At 31.4% G+C, this 20,229-nt stretch carries 19 protein-coding genes; all 19 read left to right on the top strand.

Going from position 1 to position 20,229, the window contains the following annotated elements:
* Positions 1–47 precede the first annotated feature (47 nt).
* The 19 genes from pstC (at position 48) to coaBC (ending at position 20,140) form a co-directional block, all read left to right on the top strand.
* Entirely contained in the window at positions 48–953 is a 906-nt protein-coding gene (pstC, locus tag AB3K27_RS12295; RefSeq protein ID WP_368491229.1) for a phosphate ABC transporter permease subunit PstC, read from the top strand.
* The gene (gene pstA, locus AB3K27_RS12290) at positions 950–1,837 is read left to right on the top strand and encodes a phosphate ABC transporter permease PstA (protein ID WP_368487720.1); all 888 of its coding nucleotides are present in this window, start codon (positions 950–952) and stop codon (positions 1,835–1,837) included. Before pstC ends, pstA begins: the two co-directional genes overlap by 4 nt.
* Before the next feature lie 12 nt (positions 1,838–1,849).
* Entirely contained in the window at positions 1,850–2,599 is a 750-nt protein-coding gene (gene pstB, locus AB3K27_RS12285) for a phosphate ABC transporter ATP-binding protein PstB (protein ID WP_368487719.1), read from the top strand.
* 74 nt (positions 2,600–2,673) lie between these two features.
* A complete protein-coding gene (gene phoU, locus AB3K27_RS12280; RefSeq protein ID WP_368487718.1) occupies positions 2,674–3,330 on the top strand; it encodes a phosphate signaling complex protein PhoU in 657 nt (218 codons plus the stop codon).
* Between the two features lie 488 nt (positions 3,331–3,818).
* A complete protein-coding gene (locus AB3K27_RS12275) occupies positions 3,819–4,442 on the top strand; it encodes a DUF47 domain-containing protein (RefSeq protein WP_368487717.1) in 624 nt (207 codons plus the stop codon).
* Positions 4,435–5,433: an anion permease gene (locus tag AB3K27_RS12270; protein ID WP_368487716.1), complete on the top strand. Its 999-nt coding sequence runs from the start codon at positions 4,435–4,437 to the stop codon at positions 5,431–5,433. The genes AB3K27_RS12275 and AB3K27_RS12270 overlap by 8 nt, the downstream gene beginning before the upstream one ends.
* Before the next feature lie 191 nt (positions 5,434–5,624).
* Positions 5,625–6,959 (top strand): DUF512 domain-containing protein, encoded by a 1,335-nt coding sequence (locus AB3K27_RS12265; RefSeq protein ID WP_368487715.1) that lies wholly within the window; start codon positions 5,625–5,627, stop codon positions 6,957–6,959.
* A gap of 3 nt (positions 6,960–6,962) precedes the next feature.
* A complete protein-coding gene (gene der / locus AB3K27_RS12260; RefSeq protein ID WP_368487714.1) occupies positions 6,963–8,279 on the top strand; it encodes a ribosome biogenesis GTPase Der in 1,317 nt (438 codons plus the stop codon).
* 3 nt (positions 8,280–8,282) lie between these two features.
* Positions 8,283–9,281, top strand: a complete 999-nt coding sequence (locus AB3K27_RS12255; protein ID WP_368487713.1) for an NAD(P)H-dependent glycerol-3-phosphate dehydrogenase — start codon at positions 8,283–8,285, stop codon at positions 9,279–9,281.
* A gap of 137 nt (positions 9,282–9,418) precedes the next feature.
* Positions 9,419–11,665, top strand: a complete 2,247-nt coding sequence (locus tag AB3K27_RS12250) for a glycosyltransferase family 39 protein (protein ID WP_368487712.1) — start codon at positions 9,419–9,421, stop codon at positions 11,663–11,665.
* Between the two features lie 208 nt (positions 11,666–11,873).
* Entirely contained in the window at positions 11,874–12,551 is a 678-nt protein-coding gene (locus AB3K27_RS12245) for a response regulator transcription factor (protein WP_368487711.1), read from the top strand.
* The gene (locus tag AB3K27_RS12240; RefSeq protein WP_368487710.1) at positions 12,548–13,915 is read left to right on the top strand and encodes an ATP-binding protein; all 1,368 of its coding nucleotides are present in this window, start codon (positions 12,548–12,550) and stop codon (positions 13,913–13,915) included. Before AB3K27_RS12245 ends, AB3K27_RS12240 begins: the two co-directional genes overlap by 4 nt.
* 177 nt (positions 13,916–14,092) lie before the next feature.
* Positions 14,093–15,067: a glycosyltransferase family 2 protein gene (locus tag AB3K27_RS12235; protein ID WP_368487709.1), complete on the top strand. Its 975-nt coding sequence runs from the start codon at positions 14,093–14,095 to the stop codon at positions 15,065–15,067.
* Positions 15,068–15,172: 105 nt separating this feature from the next.
* Positions 15,173–16,651: a stage IV sporulation protein A gene (spoIVA, locus tag AB3K27_RS12230; protein WP_368487708.1), complete on the top strand. Its 1,479-nt coding sequence runs from the start codon at positions 15,173–15,175 to the stop codon at positions 16,649–16,651.
* A 304-nt stretch (positions 16,652–16,955) separates the two neighbouring features.
* On the top strand, positions 16,956–17,834 hold the full coding sequence (locus AB3K27_RS12225; RefSeq protein ID WP_368491228.1) for a YicC/YloC family endoribonuclease: 879 nt from the start codon (positions 16,956–16,958) through the stop codon (positions 17,832–17,834).
* A gap of 15 nt (positions 17,835–17,849) precedes the next feature.
* Positions 17,850–18,128 carry an extracellular matrix/biofilm regulator RemA gene (gene remA / locus AB3K27_RS12220; RefSeq protein ID WP_368487707.1) on the top strand — a complete coding sequence of 93 codons (279 nt, stop codon included), beginning with the start codon at positions 17,850–17,852 and terminating at the stop codon, positions 18,126–18,128.
* On the top strand, positions 18,125–18,790 hold the full coding sequence (gene gmk / locus AB3K27_RS12215) for a guanylate kinase (protein ID WP_368487706.1): 666 nt from the start codon (positions 18,125–18,127) through the stop codon (positions 18,788–18,790). The genes remA and gmk overlap by 4 nt, the downstream gene beginning before the upstream one ends.
* Positions 18,732–18,950 (top strand): DNA-directed RNA polymerase subunit omega, encoded by a 219-nt coding sequence (rpoZ, locus tag AB3K27_RS12210; RefSeq protein WP_368487704.1) that lies wholly within the window; start codon positions 18,732–18,734, stop codon positions 18,948–18,950. The genes gmk and rpoZ overlap by 59 nt, the downstream gene beginning before the upstream one ends.
* Positions 18,950–20,140: a bifunctional phosphopantothenoylcysteine decarboxylase/phosphopantothenate--cysteine ligase CoaBC gene (coaBC, locus tag AB3K27_RS12205; RefSeq protein WP_368487703.1), complete on the top strand. Its 1,191-nt coding sequence runs from the start codon at positions 18,950–18,952 to the stop codon at positions 20,138–20,140. Before rpoZ ends, coaBC begins: the two co-directional genes overlap by 1 nt.
* Positions 20,141–20,229: the final 89 nt, after the last annotated feature.

The raw sequence follows: 20,229 nt of genomic DNA, 5'->3' as shown, positions 1-20,229 counted from the left end.
TTTTGAGGTCGGTAAATATGGAAAAAAAATCAGTTGGGTTATCAAAGATGACAAATATAGAAAAAAAGTCATTGTGGCATAAACTAAAAACAGAATATATAGGCAGATTTTTTGCTACATTTTGTGGAGCCATGATTATAGTTCTTACTTTAAGTATAATATTTTTTATAGCTTCAAAAGGTATGGCCACTTTTGTAAAAAGAGGATATCCGCTATGGGAATTTTTATTTAGTTCTAAATGGGCGCCAGATGGCAATGCTCCAAAGCTTGGAGCACTTATATTTTTTGCAGGGTCTACCTTCGTTTCTTTAGGGGCGGTTATAATAAGTGCTCCCATAAGTATAGCCCTTGCTGTATTTATGCATTACATATCTCCTAAGATAGGTTCTAAAATATTGCAGCCTTCGCTGGAATTATTTATAGGCATACCCTCTGTAGTATATGGATGGATAGGATTTAGCGTACTTATACCATTTTTAAAGAACAGCTTTCATGGAATTGGCTTTAGTTTAATAGCAGGTATATTGGTTCTAAGTGTAATGATACTACCTACCATATCCAGCATATCTGCAGATGCAGTAAAAACTATTCCAAGAAGTTACATGGAGGCATCTTATGGATTAGGGGCAACCAGATGGCAGACCATAAGTAAAGTAATAGTTCCCTCTGCTAAAAATGGCATACTTACAGGAGTGGTATTAGGACTCGCTAGAGCCTTTGGAGAAGCTCTGGCAGTACAAATGGTAATAGGAAATACCATAAAATTTCCGAGTGGACTCTTAAGTCCTACATCTACTATGACTAGTATTTTAACTATGGATATGGGAAATACAGTATCTGGTACTGCATGGAATGATGCACTATGGTCTCTGGCATTGTTTCTTTTAATAATTTCTTTTGTATTTATTTTAATAATAAAGGCCATTGGAAAAGGGAGTGAGGTTAAAAGATGAATGCTAAAATGAGAGATAGGTTATGGACTGGAGTTTTTTATGGATTAACTGTTTTTATAGTACTCATTTTGGTGCTTCTAATAGGATATATACTAGTTAAAGGCATGGGATTTTTAGAACCGTCTTTTTTATTTGGAGAAGCCAGATTTGGGGAATCCGGAGGTGGTATAGGGCCTCAGTTATTTAATTCTTTTTATATGTTAATAGTGGCACTGCTTATAAGTGTTCCTTTTGGTGTAGGGGCGGGTATATATTTATCCCAATATGCAAAAGAAGGAATATTTTTAAATATAGTAAGATTGTGTATAGAAACCATGGCATCATTACCTTCTATTGTAGTTGGATTGTTTGGCCTTTTAATATTTGTAAACATGACAAATTGGGGTTTTACTCTTTTATCAGGAGCCTTTGCCATATCTGTATTAAATTTACCTGCTTTAACCAGAGTAAGTGAAAATGCCATAACTGCAGCTGCTGCACCTGTAAGGGAAGCCAGTTTAGGTCTTGGAGCCACCAAATGGCAGACCATAAGCAAAGTGATTCTCCCATCGGCTATACCACAGATATCTACAGGTATAATACTTGCTGCAGGCAGAATATTTGGAGAAGCTGCGGCTCTTTTATATACGGCAGGTATGAGTGCACCTAAATTGAATTTTTCCTACATGAGTTTGATTGATAAGGGGTCTTCTTTTAGTATAATGAGACCTGCAGAAACTTTAGCGGTATATATATGGAAATTAAATTCTGAGGGAATGGTGCCTGATGCAACCCAGATAGCAAATAAGGCTTCTGCAGTTTTAGTAATTATGGTACTGCTTTTTAATCTTATAGCTAGGATATTAGGCAGAAAAATATATGAATCATATACAGGGAAGAAATAAGGGGGAGAGTTGATGAATATAATACAGACAGAAAACCTTGATTTATATTATGGTTCTAATCAAGCTCTTAAAAAGATAAATCTAGGCGTGGAAAAAAATTCTGTTACAGCTTTAATAGGACCTTCAGGATGTGGAAAATCAACTTTTTTAAGAACTTTAAACAGGATGAATGATTTAATAGATTCGGTTAAAATTGAAGGAGAAGTATTTTTTGAAGGTAAGAATATATACAGAGATTATGACGTTATAGATTTAAGGAAAAGAGTTGGAATGGTATTCCAAAGTCCTAACCCATTTCCCATGTCTATATATGATAATGTAGCCTATGGACCAAGAATACACGGTATGAAGAAAAAAAGCGTATTAGACGAATTAGTAGAAAATAGCTTAAGAGACGCAGCCATTTGGGATGAGGTGAAAGACAGATTAGACAGAAATGCACTTGGCCTATCTGGAGGACAACAGCAAAGGTTGTGCATAGCAAGAACTCTTGCGGTACAACCAGATGTACTTTTAATGGATGAACCTACTTCAGCACTGGATCCCATATCTACATTAAGAATAGAAGAACTTATGGATGTGTTAAAGAAGAAATATACCATAATAATAGTGACTCATAATATGCAGCAGGCAGGGAGAATATCCGATTATACGGCCTTTTTCTTAAATGGGGAAATTATTGAAGCCGAAAAAACAGAAGATATTTTTTATAAACCTAAAGATAAGAGAACAGAGGATTATATCACAGGAAGATTTGGCTAATTTTATTGAAAATACTTTTTAAATATTGTAATATATGTCATAATATAATTAATAATTGAAAAGAGGTGGTTATTATGACCAGAAAGGCATTTGACTATGCATTGGAAGAAATGCATAATGATGTATTGAGAATGGGAAGTATGGTAGAAAAACAAATTCATCAGTGTATAGAGGCACTAGTTAAACAGGATGAGAATTTGGCAAAAGAGACCATAAAAAATGATGACTTAGTAGATGATCTATATAGAGAGATAGAAGATAAATGTATAAAACTCACTGCAAAAGAACAGCCTCTGGCCATAGATCTAAGGACAATATTTACAACAGCTAGAATAATAACAGATCTTGAAAGAATGGCAGATCATGCTGTAGATATAGCCAAAATAACTATAAAACTAAAAGGGGAAAAATATATAAAGAAATTGATAAATATATCTGAAATAGCTAAAATAGTTAACGATATGATAAAAAAGGCTCTAGATGCTTATGTAGATAGAGATGTTGATGGAGCCTATAGTGCCTGCGAAATGGATGACGATATCGATAGATTGTATAAGAATGTATTTAAAGAATTAATAGAAGTTATGAGAACGGATAATAGTAAAGTAGATCAGATGACTCAAATGCTATTTGTATGTAAATATTTAGAGAGAATAGCAGATCATGTGACTAATATATGTGAAGGAACTATATATTTAGTTACGGGAGAACAGAAGGATTTAAATGAATAATTATGTGGATGCTAGGGGTGTTGCAAAACTACTTTTTTAAAGTAGTTTTACAGTGCTCCATTTTTATATATTGAAAAAATCAGTAATATAAATTTTTTGCTTAAAAAATTTATATTAGCTGAATTTTTAGCGTACTTTAAACATAGGAGCATGAATTCAGTTTTAACATTCCTCTCTGAAATTTGTTTTACAAAACTTGTTGATTTTGTCAATAAAGGCTTGAATTTTAAAAAACATTTATATTTGAGTAAAAAATAAGTTGTTGCATATGAAATTTAATTATGTGACAGCCCCTTTTTTATGTAATTTCAAAACATAAAACATAATTATTATGAAAACTCAGGATTTTACAATATAATTGAAATTTATGTAATAATTATATGTAAACATATTATGTTAAGTTATGAAATCTTTTATTTAATTTTTATCAAATTTATGGTATACTTATAAGGTCGAAAATGTATACTTTCAATGCCGGGAGGGATATGATGTTTACTTTTACTCCAAAGGAAGACAAGTTTTATGAGTTTTTTGTGCAAACCGCAAATATTGCTTATAAAGCTTCAAAAATTTTATTAGATTTTTTGGATGACCTTGAAAATTCAGAAGAAAATTTAAAAAAGTTAAAAGAGGTGGAACACGAAGGAGACAAAAAACAACATGAATTATTAGAACAGTTAAATAGCACATTCATTACTCCATTTGATAGGGAGGATATATATGTTATAGCAAAAGATACAGATGATATTATTGACCTAATAGAATCTACAGCTAGTAGGTTTGTTATGTTTAATGTAAGTGAGTGTACTGAGGAAGCTCGTGTTTTAAGCAAGATGATAGTTGATTGTTGTAAGGAATTGATTTCCATAATGGAAGAATTGAAGAATATGAAGACAAGTAAACATTTAGCTAAAAGAATAATAGAAGTAAATAGAATAGAAGAACAAGGAGATATTCTTTCAAGGAAAGCTATTGGAGATATATTTAGAAAAGATATGAAAGTTATAGATGTTATAAAGTGGAGAGAAATATATCAATATCTAGAAAATACACTGGATGCTTGTGAAGATCTAGCTAATGTTATTGAAGGAGTAGTAATGAAAAATGCTTAGCAGTACTTTAATTTTAACAATAGTGATAGTAATAATTGCCCTAATATTTGATACAATAAATGGTTTTCATGATAGCGCCAATGCTATAGCTTGTTGTGTATCCACTAGGGTGATGACACTTAAAGAGGCAGTAATAATGTCAGCTTTTTTTAATTTTGCAGGGGCATTTATGAGTGTAAAGGTAGCACAAACAGTAGGAAAAGGTATAGTAAACCCCAATGATATTACTCAGAGTGTAATTATAGCAGCACTTTTAGGTGCTATAATCTGGAATTTAATAACCTGGTATTTTGGCATACCAAGCAGTTCTTCTCATGCATTAATAGGAGGATTAGTTGGTTCTGCAATTGTATATAAAAGTTCTTTTCTGATAATCAATTGGGGGAGTCTTTTTTTTGAAGTTATACTTTGGCTTATACTATCACCTATAATGGGATTTATAATAGGATTTGCATTCATGACTATTATGAATATGATTTTAAAAAATACAAAACCCAGTACGGTAACTAAAATTTTTTCAAAAGCCCAGATATTTTCTGCCATGCTAATAGCTCTTAATCATGGAGGAAATGATGCCCAGAAAACCATGGGAATTATAACTATGACATTGGTGAGTGCAGGTTTTCTTCAAGTGTTTTCTGTTCCATTGTGGGTAAAATTTTGTTGTGCATTGTCTATGGCTTTAGGTACAAGCCTTGGAGGAAAAAAGATAATAAAAACTATGGGATGTAAAATGGCTAAAATGGCGCCTGTAAATGGTTTTTCAGCAGAAATGGGAGCTTCTGCGGTGATATTTACAGCTACTATGTTTAATGCACCGGTTAGTACAACTCATATAATAACTACGGCTATAATGGGAGTTGGTGCATCTAAAAGATTTTCAGCGGTAAGGTGGACTGTGGTAAAAGATATAGTTTTTACCTGGATAGTTACAATACCTGGCTGTGCTTTTATTTCGGGAATTTTAATATTTTTAATAGAATTAATTTAATTTTAGAAAAATCTCTTCTATAAATAAATTTTAGAGAGATTTTTTATTTTTTTGGTGTATATACTTAAAAACTTTAATAATTGACTAAATAGGCATATTAGAGTATATTCTAAGTGTGTAAATGGTCTTTTTTACATATATTTTATTTTGAAGTTTCCAAAAAATCAAAATTTTAACTGGGAGTTATATGCATGAGAAATAGAATTAAGGCAATTAAACCTGGAAGTATTGCCCAAGAAATGGAAATGGAAGTAGGAGATTATCTTATATCCATTAATAATATGGAAGTTAAAGATATCATAGACTATAAATTTCTCATAAGTGATGATTATGTGGAAGTAGAAATCCAAAAGAAAAATGGAGAAATATGGAGCCTAGAAATAGAAAAAGAATATGATGAGGATTTAGGAGTGGAATTTGAAGATGCAATTTTAGATAAACCAAGAAGTTGCCATAATAATTGTATTTTTTGTTTTATAGATCAAATGCCAGAAGGAATGAGAAAAACTCTCTATTTTAAGGATGATGATTCAAGATTGGCATTTTTACAGGGCAATTTTGTTACTCTTACCAATATGCGTGAAGAGGATATAGATAGGATAATTAAATACAAAATAAGTCCTATAAATGTATCGGTGCATACTACTAATCCCAAATTGAGAATAAAAATGATAAATAACAGATTTGCAGGGAATATATATAAGTTGCTAAAGAGACTCACAAGAAATCGTATAAAAATAAATTGTCAGATAGTATTGTGTCCTGACATAAATGATGGTGAGGAATTGAGAAGAACTATAGAAGATCTTTATAAATTATATCCGGGAGTGGAAAATGTGGCAGTAGTACCTGTAGGAATTACAAAATATAGACAGGGACTTTTTAATTTAAAACAATATGATAAAAATTCTGCTAGAGAGCAATTAAAAATAGCAGAAGAACTTCAGAAAAAGTATATAAAAGAAGTAGGAGCTCCCTTTGTAAGATTTTCTGATGAATTTTATATTGTTTCAAAGAAGGAAATTCCCCCTGCTGAATTTTATGAGAATTATAAGCAACTAGAAGATGGAGTAGGAATGATAAGAATTTTTAGGGATAATATAAAAGATGGCCTTAAAAATTTAAATTTAAAAGCAAAAGGTTCATTTACCTTTATAACCGGAGATTTAGCCTATGAGGAAATAAAAAATGCGGCTGAAAAAATAATGAAAACAAATCCCCATATAATAATCGATGTAAAAAAAATAATAAATAATTTCTTTGGCAACACTATAACTATAGCAGGACTTGTTACTTCGAAAGATATATTAAAACAATTAGAATGTGAAACTTTAGGCGATTATTTGATCATACCGGAGTGTATGCTGCGAAAAGGATATGAACTTTCACAATCAAATAAAAGAGTATTTTTGGATGATGTAACTTTGGAAGAATTAGAAAATTCTTTAAATAGAAAAATATTGGTATGTGATTATACAGGAAAAGATTTAATACAAACTATAAATGAAAACAGTGAGGTGGAATAACTAATGGGAAAACCAATAGTGGCTATAGTAGGAAGACCTAATGTAGGAAAGTCTACGTTATTTAATAAATTGGCAGGAAAGAGGATATCCATAGTAGAGGATACTCCAGGAGTTACCAGAGATAGGGTATATGCCCAGGCAGAGTGGCTAAATTATAATTTTACCATAATTGATACAGGAGGAATTGAGCCTGAAAATAATGATGTAATAATTTCTAAAATGAGAAGGCAGGCACAGGTAGCCATAGAAACTGCCAGTGTAATAATATTTATAGTAGATGGTAGAGAAGGACTTACTGCAGCGGATAAAGAAGTGGCTCAAATGCTTAGAAAAAGTAAAAAGCCTATAGTGCTTGTAGTAAATAAAATAGATAATACAAATCAAGAAAATTATATATATGAATTTTATAACTTGGGGATAGGAGAACCCATATCTATTTCTGCATCTCAAGGATTAGGACTTGGAGACATGCTGGATAAATTGGTGGAAAATTTTAAAAATGAAGGTAATGAAGATGAAGATAGCGAATATATAAAAATAGCATTTATAGGAAAACCTAATGTAGGAAAGTCTTCTCTTATAAATAAACTTATAGGAGAAGAAAGGGTAATAGTAAGTGATATTCCTGGAACTACGAGAGATGCCATAGACAGTTATTTGGAAACAGATGAAGGAAAATTTTTATTAATAGATACTGCAGGAGTTAGAAGAAAAAGTAAAGTTAAAGAAGAAATAGAAAAATACAGCGTTATAAGGACTTATACTGCAGTGGAGAGGGCAGATGTATGCATGCTGATGTTAGATGCTGCCCATGATATAAGCGAACAGGATGAAAAAATAATAGGGTATGCCCATGAATTAAATAAAGCCATAATAGTTGTGATTAATAAATGGGATTTGATAGATAAGGATACAAAAACCGCAGATAGGTATAGAACCAGTATAGGAAATAGTCTTTCATTTATGTCATATGCCCCTTATTTGTTTATATCTGCAAAAACGGGTCAACGGGTCAATAGAATCTTCAAGGTAGTAAGGCAATGTTATGATAACTATTGCAAACAGATAAAAACGGGAATTTTAAATGATATAGTAGGTAAAATAGTAATGATGAAAGAACCTCCTGTCATAGGCAACAAAAGACTGAAAATTTATTATGTGACACAAATAGGCATAAAGCCACCTACTTTTGTGTTTTTTGTAAATGACCCCAAGTGTATTCACTTTTCCTACAGAAGATATATTGAAAATCAATTAAGGGATAGTTTTGATTTTACTGGAACTGGTATAAAATTAGAATTTAGAGAAAGGAAGGAATAACTTATGTGTTTATCTGTATCTTTTTTAGGAGGGGGAAGTTTTGGAACGGCCCTTTCAGTAATGCTTGGAAAAAAAGGAGTAAAGGTAAATTTGTGGGATAGAAAATCACACATAGTGGAAGATATAAATGTAAAAAGGGAAAATATACAATATCTTCACGGCGTAGTAATTCCAGAAGGAGTAAAGGCATCTAATAATGTAAAACAAGTTATAAAAGAAGGCGATGTTTTAGTTTTGTCAGTGCCTTCTCAGGCTATCAGGGAGGTCTGTAAAAATTTTAAAAAGTTTATAAGAAAAGATCAAATAATTGTAAATATAGCAAAAGGCATAGAAGAGGAAAGTAGAAAAAGACTTTCACAGGTTATTGAGGAAGAGCTGCCTGATAATAAAATAGTAGTGCTTTCAGGGCCAAGTCATGCAGAAGAAGTGGCACGGGATATACCAACTACAGTAGTGGTATCTTCAAAACATATGGAGTATGCAAAAAAAATTCAAGATGTGTTTATGACAAAAAAATTTAGAGTCTATACCAATGAGGATATTATAGGAGTAGAAATTGGAGGAGCAGTTAAGAATATAATTGCCCTAGCTGCAGGAATTTCTGATGGAATAGGATATGGAGATAATTCTAAAGCTGCACTTATGACAAGGGGTATTGCGGAAATAATGAGAGTTGGAGAAAAATTGGGGGGAAAGAGAGAAACCTTTACAGGGCTTACAGGTATAGGGGATCTTATAGTTACCTGTACAAGTATGCACAGTAGAAATAGAAGAGCAGGTATACTTATAGGTCAAGGAATGCCTGTAAAAGAAGCAGTGGAACAAATAGGTATGGTAGTAGAGGGTATAAAGGCATGTAATGCCTTTTATGGATTAAAAGAAAAATTACAAGTACAGATGCCTATAACAGATGCTCTCTATAAAATATTATTTCAGGAAAAAGATCCTAAATATATTGTATATGAATTAATGAGTAGAGATAAAAAAAGTGAAATATATTAATAGATGCTCTTCCTAAATTATTTGCAATCACATAAATTTCACATAAATTTTTGATATTTACACAACAAACAAAGGTTATAATTTTTTACATAGTATAATCTTACATTGTGAATGTAGATAAAAAGGGAGTGAATTTAATGAACAGAGTAAAATTAGTGAATAAAATAAAGTTTACAAAAGAAAATATTGCACTAATATTAATTATACTACTCTCTTCTATATTAAATTTTGCAAATTTAAGTATAGAAGGTTATGGAAATTCTTATTATGCTGCAGCTGTAAAAAGTATGACTATGAGTTTTAAAAATTTCTTCTTTGTATCTTTTGATCCGGCAGGATTTGTATCTATTGATAAACCGCCTCTGGGTTTTTGGATTCAGGCTATATTTGCTAAAATATTTGGATTTAGCGGTGTTAGTATAATTTTGCCTCAGGCCCTGGCAGGAGTAATTTCCGTTATATTAATTTATGTTATTGTGAAGAGAGCTTTTGGCAGCATGGCAGGACTCATTTCTGCATTATGTCTTGCAGTAACCCCGGTATTTGTAGCTGCAAGCAGAAACAATACAATAGATAATGTGCTTGTGATGGTTCTATTATTTGCATGCCTTGCACTTTCCATAGCGGCGGAAAAGGGAAAATTTAAATACCTCATAATAAGTATGGTACTTGTAGGACTAGGATTTAATGTAAAGATGCTTCAGGCCTATATGGTAGTTCCCGCACTATATATAACATATCTCCTTGCTACAAATGTTTCGGTTAAAAAGAGAATAATCCATCTTGTAGTAAGTACCTTTGTACTTGTGGCAGTATCATTGTCCTGGGCATTAGCTGTGGACTCCATATCTGCTGCCAATAGACCTTATGTAGACAGCAGTACTAATAATACGGTTATGGAACTTATAGTAGGTCATAATGGAACGGAGAGATTATCCCTTAGTTCATCTAGTAAAGGTATGGGGGGAGGTGCACTGGGAGGAAATAGACAAACTCCTCCGCAGTTTAAAGAAAACTCAAAAGCTGATGAAGGTACATCATCTTATTCAAAAACATCCGATTATAATTCTACAGAGTTTTCAGGGCAATTTCCTGGAAATCCGGGTGGTAATGGCAGTGGAAGTCCATCTAACTCTAATAATGGCAAAAATATGGAGGGTGGTGCAGGAGGACAAGGCCTTGGAGGTGGAAATACTCAAGGAGGAGTACAGTCCAGCACCTTTGGAGGTCAGGCTGCTCAGGGAATTACAAGACTATTTTCAAAAAATACACTTTCAGATCAAATATGCTGGTTTATACCTCTTGCCATATTTGGATTCATAGCTTCAGCAATTAAAGAAAAGTTGAGATTCAGATTAGATAATAATAGAAAACAAGGGTTAGCTTTATGGTTTATGTGGTTTTTACCTGTCTTTATATATTTCAGCTTCAATACAGGTACATTCCATTCCTATTATTTAACCATGCTTGCACCGCCAGTTGCCGCACTTACGGGAATAGGAATTACTTCAATGTGGGAATTTTACAAAGAAAGAGGTTGGAAGAGCTGGCTTTTACCTGGGGCATTATTAGTTAATGGAGGTATTCAATTATTGGTAGCCAGTTACTTTAGCAGCTATTCAGGTATTGTTAAGGTATTGATGGTATTAATAGCAGTTTTATGTATAATACCTTCAATAATATTGGGTGCACTAAATATTTTAAAAGGCAAAAAAACATATGAACAAAATAAAATACTCGGAATGAAAAAAATTCTGGTAGGAGTATCAATTATAGGACTTTTGATAACACCGCTTACAGGATCTTCACAGGTATTATTTAATAAGCTCAATGGTTCTTTTCCAGCAGCAGGATTGGAACTTCTATCTTCAAACCAACAATCAGGTCCTGGTCAGCAGGGAAACTCAGGCGGTAGTCCACAGGATAATATGAATAATAGCAATTCAAAACTTATAGAATTTTTACTTAAAAATAAGACAAATGAAAAATATTTGCTTGTAGTTTCATCCTCTAATGATGCTTCTGATATAATACTAAATACAGGAGAAGCTGTAATGTCTCTTGGAGGATTTATGGGAAACAATAAGGCAATTACCCTGGATGAGTTTAAAGAATTAGTGAAAAATGGAGAAGTTAGATATGTAATGGTAGGAGGTTCAGGTGGAAGTAATTCCAGTAGTGAAATTATGAACTGGGTTAAGGAAAATGGAAAAGTTGTTTCTTCAAGTGAATATGGTAATTCCACTGAATCTACCAGTAAATCATCAGATAATACAGAGAATAGTATAGAAAGTAGCACAAATTCGAAAAATCCACAGGGAATGGGAGGCAGAGATTCTCAAAAACAACTATATGATTTAAAAGAATATACAGATAGTTTATAGAGAAAACAACAATTTAAGTAGATATAAAAGTTTTTATAAGGTTCAGGTGGAATTCTGTTATACGGAGTGCTTTTTTACCTGAATCTTTTATATTTTATACTATTTGTTTAAAATATTCATGCTTCATGGACAGCTTTTTAAGGATATGATAAAATAGGGGCGTTAAAGTATTTAAAATCACTAGTTAATTTAATTTGAGGTGATAATATTGGCTAAAAAAATATATTTGGTAGAGGATGAAAGAAGTCTAAATGTTTTGCTTGAAAAATATCTTAAAAATGAAGGATATGATGTTACCACTTTTTTTGACGGCAGTTGTGCAAAAAAAAGAATAAAGGATATGCCAGATCTTTGGATACTGGATATAATGCTTCCTGATATAGATGGATATGAGCTAATAAAATATATAAAACAAAATAATAAAAATACTCCTGTTATATTTATGTCTGCAAGAAATGAAGAATTGGATAGGGTAGTGGGACTAGAACTTGGAAGTGATGATTATTTGTCTAAGCCGTTTTTACCCAGGGAATTGGTCATAAGGACTAATAAGCTTATGGAAAGAATATATGGAAATGAGCACAATACTGAAAATATAGATATAAATATTGGAGAATATTTAATTAGTAAAAGTCAAAGAATGGTTTCATTTAAAGGAGAGGAACTGCAACTTACCAACAAGGAGTTTGAATTGTTAAGTTATCTTACGGATAATAAAAACAATTTAATATCCAGAGAACAAATTTTAATGAATGTATGGGGAAATGATTATTTTGGTTCAGACAGGGTGGTAGATGATACTATAAGAAGGCTTAGGAAAAAAGCAGATAAGTTAACCATAGAAACAGTATATGGTTATGGATATAAATTGGTCGTGAGAGTATGAAAAAGTTCAAAATAAAATCTTTAATGTTAAGAATATGGATTACATTTACCATTATGATTCTTGTGATAATATGTTGTATCTCCCTTTTGTATGTATTTGTATTTAGAGCTTTTGATGAAAAGGCTAAAATTGAAGATTTAAAGGCAGCGCATAATATGTTATTAAAAAGTGATAATTTTAATGATCCTTTAAGGTTTGATAAATTGAGAAATCTTAGAGAAATACAAAATTTAGTTGTTACCATAAATAATAATGAAGCTGAAGTAATAGATATAAATAAACCTCCAGAAAAATCCAGACCAGAGGAAAATGGCCAGAAGGAGTGGATGATTAGTTTTACTAAATACGCAGAAAATGGGCAAAAACAGTTTAAAGAATATTATAATAACAAGAAATTCTTTTTTATTATAAGTTCAATAAAAATCCAGCAACCCGGAAAATCTTATCTTATTACTTACATGCCTTATTTTGCAGACAATAGTATACTATATAATGTAGCTATCATAGGAATTATATTTATTGTTATAGCCTTTTTTACTTCAAAACTTGTGGCTTCCTATATTTCAAGGCCCCTTAAAGAATTGGAGAATTATACTAAAAGAATATCTAATAAACAATGGGGAGAACCTATTAAGGTTAAAAGTAATGATGAAATTGGAAGCCTGGCAAATTCTATGAATGTTATGCAAAAAAAGTTAAAATATGCCGATGAAAATGAAAGACTATTTCTACAAAGTATATCCCATGATTTAAAAACACCGGTTATGGTTATTATGGGTCACGCTGAGGCGATTATAGATGGAATATATATAGATTCTGTGGAAAAAACCGCTGAGATAATAAAAGAGGAAGCTGTAAACTTGGAAAAAAGAATTAAGGAAATATTATATTTTAATACCTTGGAATATATACTAGAAAATAATGGTAAAAATGAAAGCGTTGATTTGCAGCAAATTATCGATAATATGCTGGAGAGATTTAAGGTACTTAAAAATAATATTCATTGGGAATTGGATATTCATAAAAGCCTGGTTTGGGGGGATAGGGAAAAAATACAGGTTTCTGTAGAAAATATATTAGATAATGCACTAAGGTATGCCAGAACTACCATAAAAATAAGTTTAAAAAATGAAGGGGGCTTTTCCATACTTGAAATTTATAATGATGGAAATAGTATTAAAAATGAAGATATAGAACGTATATTTGATAATATGTATAAAGACAAAACAGGAAATTTCGGACTGGGTCTTGCTATTTCAAAAAAAATAATAGATTTTTATAGTGGAGATATAAAAGCTGTAAATAGAGAAAAAGGTGTAAGTTTTATAATTAAGTACCCTACTAAGGCATCTTTAAATAAATAACTAGTCAGTATGGTAGGCTATTTTTGACTTGTTATTTATATTCAGATACTTAAAAGCAATCGTTGATAAAGATGGTTGCTTTTTTATGATCACATAAATTTCACACAACTATTACATATTGTAACTATAATTATTATTTATAATCTTTATAAAGATCAAGTTAAATGGGGTGTAAAAATGTTTAAAGATAAAGTTATCTATAGTGTTGTAGTGCCTTTATATAATGAAGAGCTTGTAATTTTAGAAAGTTATAAAAGACTTAAGGAAGTTATGGATTCCACAGGAGAAGAGTATGAGATTGTATTTGTAAATGATGGCAGTAAAGATACTACAAAAAATAAAGTACAACTGATTTGTAAAAAGGACTTTAGAATAAAATTAGTTAATTTTTCAAGAAACTTTGGCCATCAAGCGGCAATAACAGCAGGGATGAATATAGCTATGGGAGATGCTATTGTTGTAATTGATGCAGATCTACAGGATCCACCAGAAGTTATTCTAAAGATGATAGAAAAATGGAGAGAGGGTTATGAAGTAGTTTACGGTAAGAGAGTAAAAAGAGAGGGGGAAAGCTTTTTTAAAAAATTTACAGCTTCAATGTATTATAAGGTGTTAAAATCCATGACCAATATTGATATACCTATAGATGTGGGAGATTTTAGACTTATTGACAAGAAAGTGTGTGATGCTCTGTCTTCACTGCCGGAAAAAAATAGATATGTAAGGGGACTTGTTAGCTGGGTAGGGTTTAAACAGACTTATGTGGAATTTGTAAGGCAGAAAAGATTTGCAGGAGAAACAAAGTACCCATTAAGTAAAATGGTGAAGTTAGCTTTAGATGGCATAACTTCTCTATCCTACAGGCCCTTATCTTTTATAAATTATATAGGAGTTTTTTTATTAATAACAAGCCTGCTTTCAGCAATTATTATAATTATTAAAAATATAGTTAATAAAGTGGATATTTTAAGTATAGGACTAGTACTTTCCATTAATTCATTTATGATAAGTTTGCTATTTATAAGTATGGGTATAATGGGACAGTATATTGGGAGAATTTTTGATGAAGTGAAAGATAGGCCCATATATATAGTAGATGATATTGTAAGCTATAAAGAAGTGGATTCAAAAGTTCAATCTTATGGTAGATAGATTATCAGCTTTAATTATCAATAATCTGATAAAAGATCTAGTAATAAAATGTTATATATAAAAATATATATATACTGTTAATATTAGATTATTGGAGGGCATATTTTGGAAAATTTTGATATATACAAAGATATTGCTGAAAGAACTCAGGGAGATATATATGTAGGAGTAGTAGGGCCTGTTAGAACAGGAAAATCAACTTTTATAAAAAGATTTATGGAAATAATGGTATTGCCTAACATAAATAATGCCTATAAAAAACAACGGGCTAAAGATGAATTACCTCAAAGTTCTTCAGGAAAATCTATTCATACTACAGAGCCTAAATTTGTACCTAATGAAGCTATAGAGATAAATTTAGAAGGAGGTGCTAAATTTAAAATAAGAATGGTAGATTGTGTGGGCTATATAGTTAAAAGTGCATCGGGATATATGGATGGGGAAGAGGCAAAAATGGTGACTACCCCTTGGTATGACTATGAGATACCTTTTGAGGAAGCTGCAGAAATTGGAACAAAAAAGGTAATAAATGAGCACTCTACTATAGGACTTTTGATTACTACGGATGGTTCTATAACGGATATAAATAGAGAAGATTATGTGGAAGCAGAAGAAAGGGTAGTAAATGAATTAAAGTCCATAAATAAGCCTTTTATAACGGTTCTAAATTCACAGCATCCTTATGATCCTGATACTATAGCCTTAAAGAAAGAATTGGAAGGTAAATATGATGTGCCTGTGCAGACCATGGATGTATTGAATATGAAAGAAGAAGATGTGACCAGTGTATTTCAAAGAGTACTTAAAGAGTTTCCAGTTAAAGAGATAAATATTGACATGCCAGAATGGATAGAAAAAATGGATCCTGTGCATTGGTTGAAGGTGAATTTTATAAATTTAGTAAAAGAAATGTGTGACACTATATATAAAGTTAGAGATATAGATAGGTCACTTCAAGGTGTTCGTGACATAGAATTTATAGATGAACCTGTAATAAAGGAGATTAATATGGGAGAAGGAACTGCCAGAATTAACTTAAAGTCTAAAAAAAGCCTTTATTATAGAGTACTTAGTGAAGTTTGTGAAGAAGAAATTCAGGGGGAAAGTGATTTAATTAGTATAATTGAGAAGATGCATACAGCTAAAGTTGAATATGATAAAATATCAGGAGCTTTAAAGGAAGTTAAGGAAACAGGATATGGTCTAGTAGCACCACAGCTTTCTGAGATGAAGCTGGAAGAACCTGAAATAGTGAAACAAGGGAATAGATTTGGAGTAAAATTAAAAGCCAGTGCTCCTTCCCTTCATTTTATAAGGGCAGATATTCAAACGGAAGTTTCACCTATTATGGGTACAGAAAGGGAAAGTGAGGAAATGGTAAAATCTCTGCTGGAGCAATTTGAAAGCGATCCCTCTAAAATATGGCAAAGCAATATGTTTGGAAAATCCTTAGAAATTTTAGTAAAGGAAGGACTTCAAAATAAATTATATAAGATGCCGGAAGATATTCAAGTAAAGATACAAAAAACTCTTCAAAAAATTATAAATGAAGGCAATGGCGGTTTAATATGTATTATACTATAATTTCTTGAAGTATCTATGGCAGTATTCATTTGGGGACTTTGGATAATTTTAGGTTTAATTATCTGAAGTTCTAAATTTTTACACGTGGTATAGATCATTATTGAAAATAGAAATAAATTTTTAATTTATCCTTTTATTATGAGTATTTTGTGTTATAATCGTCTTAAAGTTTTAAATTTATCTCATTTATATATGAATTTAGGCATTTTTAAATCTTCTACTGTGAATTACCTTGAAATTATTATTAGTATTTATGTATAATTAATATGGATTTATAAGGCTATACATGTGGAAGGATGAAATTATAATGAAAAGTATGACTGGATTTGGAAGAGGTACTTTAGAAGATGAAAATCAAAGTTTTACGGTAGAAATGAAAAGTGTAAATCACAGATACTGTGATTTAAATATTAAGATGCCTAAAAGTCTTATGCTTTTAGAAGATAAAATGAGAAAAGTTATATTACAAAGAATAAATAGGGGTAAGGTGGATATAATTGTAACTCAAAGGAGTTATAATAGTTATGGTATAAAGGCTGTATTAGATGAAGGTTTAGTGGATAGCTATATAGAATGTTTTAATAGGATTAAGGAAAAATATGACATAAAAGAAAATATACCCCTAAGCCTTGTGGCTAAATTTCCTGAAGTAATAACACTAAAAAAAGAAGAAGAAGATATGGAGCATACTTGGAAGTATTTATCACATGCTTTAAATGATGCGCTTTCCATGCTTGTAGATATGAGAGAGAAAGAGGGAGAAAAGCTTAAAAAAGATTTATGTCAAAAATGTAATTACATTGGAAATTTACTGCTTGAAGTAGAAAATAATTCTCAGGAAGTGGTAAAAGATTATAGAAATAAACTTTCCCAAAGGTTAAAGAATTTATTAGAAGAATATCCGGTGGATGAAAATAGAGTTGCAATGGAAGTGGCCTTATTTGCAGATAAATCCAGTGTTGATGAAGAAATTGTAAGATTAAACAGCCATATGGTTCAATTTCAGAAAACTTTAGCTGCAGATGAACCTGTAGGAAGGAAACTTGATTTTATATTACAGGAAATGAATAGAGAAGCAAATACTATTGCTTCAAAATCTACAAATTTGAATATAACTAGAAACATATTAGACATAAAAAACGAAATAGAAAAAATAAGAGAACAAATACAAAATGTGGAATGAACTAGGAGGAAATATATGGGTATAAAGTTGATAAATATAGGCTTTGGGAATATTGTCTCAGCCAATAGATTAATAGCTATAGTTAGTCCTGAATCTGCACCTATAAAGAGAATAATTCAAGAAGCACGAGATAGAGGAATGCTTATAGATGCTACTTATGGCAGAAGAACAAGAGCTGTTATAATAACAGATAGCGATCATGTAATACTTTCAGCAGTTCAGCCTGAAACAGTAGCTCATAGATTGTCCACTAAAGGTGAAGAGGATGAGATTAGTGAGGTTGAAGTACAATGAAAAAAGGGCTTTTAATTGTTATATCAGGACCTTCTGGAACCGGTAAGGGGACAATATGCAGGGAATTGATCAGCAAAAATAAGCTTTGGATGTCAGTTTCAGCTACTACAAGATCCCCAAGAAAGGGGGAAGTAGATGGGGTGAACTATCATTTTTTTACTGAAGAAACTTTTAAAGCTAAAGTAAAGAAGAAAGATTTTTTAGAATATGCAAAAGTATATGGAAATTATTATGGAACTCCTAAATCTGAAGTTTTAAAGGCTATAGATGAAGGGAAAGATGTGGTTCTTGAAATAGATATTCAAGGAGCCTTAAAAGTAAAGGAAGCTTATCCTAAAGGAGTATTTATATTTATACTTCCACCTTCAATGGAAGAACTTAAAAATAGAATTATAAAAAGAGGCAGTGAAACCCCAGAGTCTCTTATGACTAGATTTAAATCAGCTTATAAGGAAATCAATTATGTATCAAAATACAATTATGCAGTTATAAACGATACTATAGAATGTGCAGTTAAAAAGATAGAAAACATAATTACTGCTGAAAGGTGCAGAGTAGATAGAATTAAAGATGAAATATTAAGTTCCAAGGAGGGCATTACTTATGAACAACTCGATGATAAATCCATCTATTGTGGATTTATTGAAAAAAGTAGAGAATAGATATACTTTAGTTACCATGACTGCTAAAAGGGCAAGGCAGCTAATTGAAGGCTCTGAGGCTTTAGTAGATATAGACTCAACTAAACCTGTAACCATAGCTATTAAAGAAATAAGTGAAAGAGCTATTACTTATGAAACTGTAAAAGAAGGTATTAAGTGATGGTAAGTAAGAAAAAAAGCATAGTTATAGGTGTAACAGGTGGAATAGCAGTATATAAATCTCTAGATGTTATTAGTAAATTGAAGAAAAAAGATTTTCAAGTAAAAGTAGTAATGACAGAAGCTGCTACAAAGTTTGTAACTCCTCTCAGTTTTCAAACCTTGAGTCGGAACTTGGTAAATGTTGATATGTTTCAAGAACCTGAAGCTTGGGATATTCAGCATATATCTCTTGCTAAAGAAGCGGATTTGATAGCAATAATTCCAGCTACTGCAAATATAATAGGCAAGGTTTCAAATGGTATAGCAGATGATCTTTTAACGACAACTATTATGGCTACTAAGGCTCCTGTAGTTTTTGCCCCTGCAATGAATACTAATATGTATAATAACCCTATTGTACAGGACAATATAAATAAACTTATGAAATTAGGATATAAGTTTATAAAACCTTCTACAGGAAAGCTTGCCTGCGGTGATATAGGGACAGGTAAACTTGAAAATACAGATTCTATAGTACAAGTAATTGAAAGTATGCTCTATGATATAAAAGATCTGAAAGGAAAAAAGGTTGTGGTAACTGCAGGTCCTACAAGAGAAGATTTAGATCCTGTAAGATATATAACTAATAGATCTTCTGGAAAAATGGGATATGCCATAGCAGAGGAAGCCAGAGATAGAGGTGCAGAAGTAACTCTTATTTCAGGACCTACGAATATAAAAGTTCCTTTTGGAGTTAACTTTATAGATGTAAATACAAATGAAGAAATGTTAAATGCAGTGCTTAAGGATTTTGATAAACAGCACATAATAGTAAAAGCTGCTGCTGTGTGTGATTATAAACCTAAAACTTATTCAGATAAAAAGATAAAAAAGAATGAAAATGAACTCTTATTGCCTCTAGTAAAGGATATAGATATATTGAAAAAATTAGGTCAGTTGAAAGATAAACAGATTTTAGTAGGATTTGCAGCTGAAAGCAATGATTTGATTCAAAATGCAGAGAAGAAATTAAAAGCTAAAAATTTAGATTATATAATTGCAAATGATATAACAGGTTCTGATATTGGATTTTCTTCAGATGATAATAGAGTAACTATATTATTTAGTAATGGAGACAAAGTAAATTTAAATAAAATGAATAAAAGGCAAGTTGCCAGAAAAATATTTGATATAATAATGTCCAGGTAATTTAATTTTTTAGGTATTTTAAAATATAGAACTTATTGTTTGAGAGGGATTGGGATTTAACATACCTCTCTTATTTGATGTTTATTTAT

Source organism: Clostridium sp. BJN0013 (genome assembly GCF_040939125.1).
Lineage (GTDB): Bacteria > Bacillota > Clostridia > Clostridiales > Clostridiaceae > Clostridium_B.
This window is presented reverse-complemented; position numbering and strand designations above follow the sequence as displayed.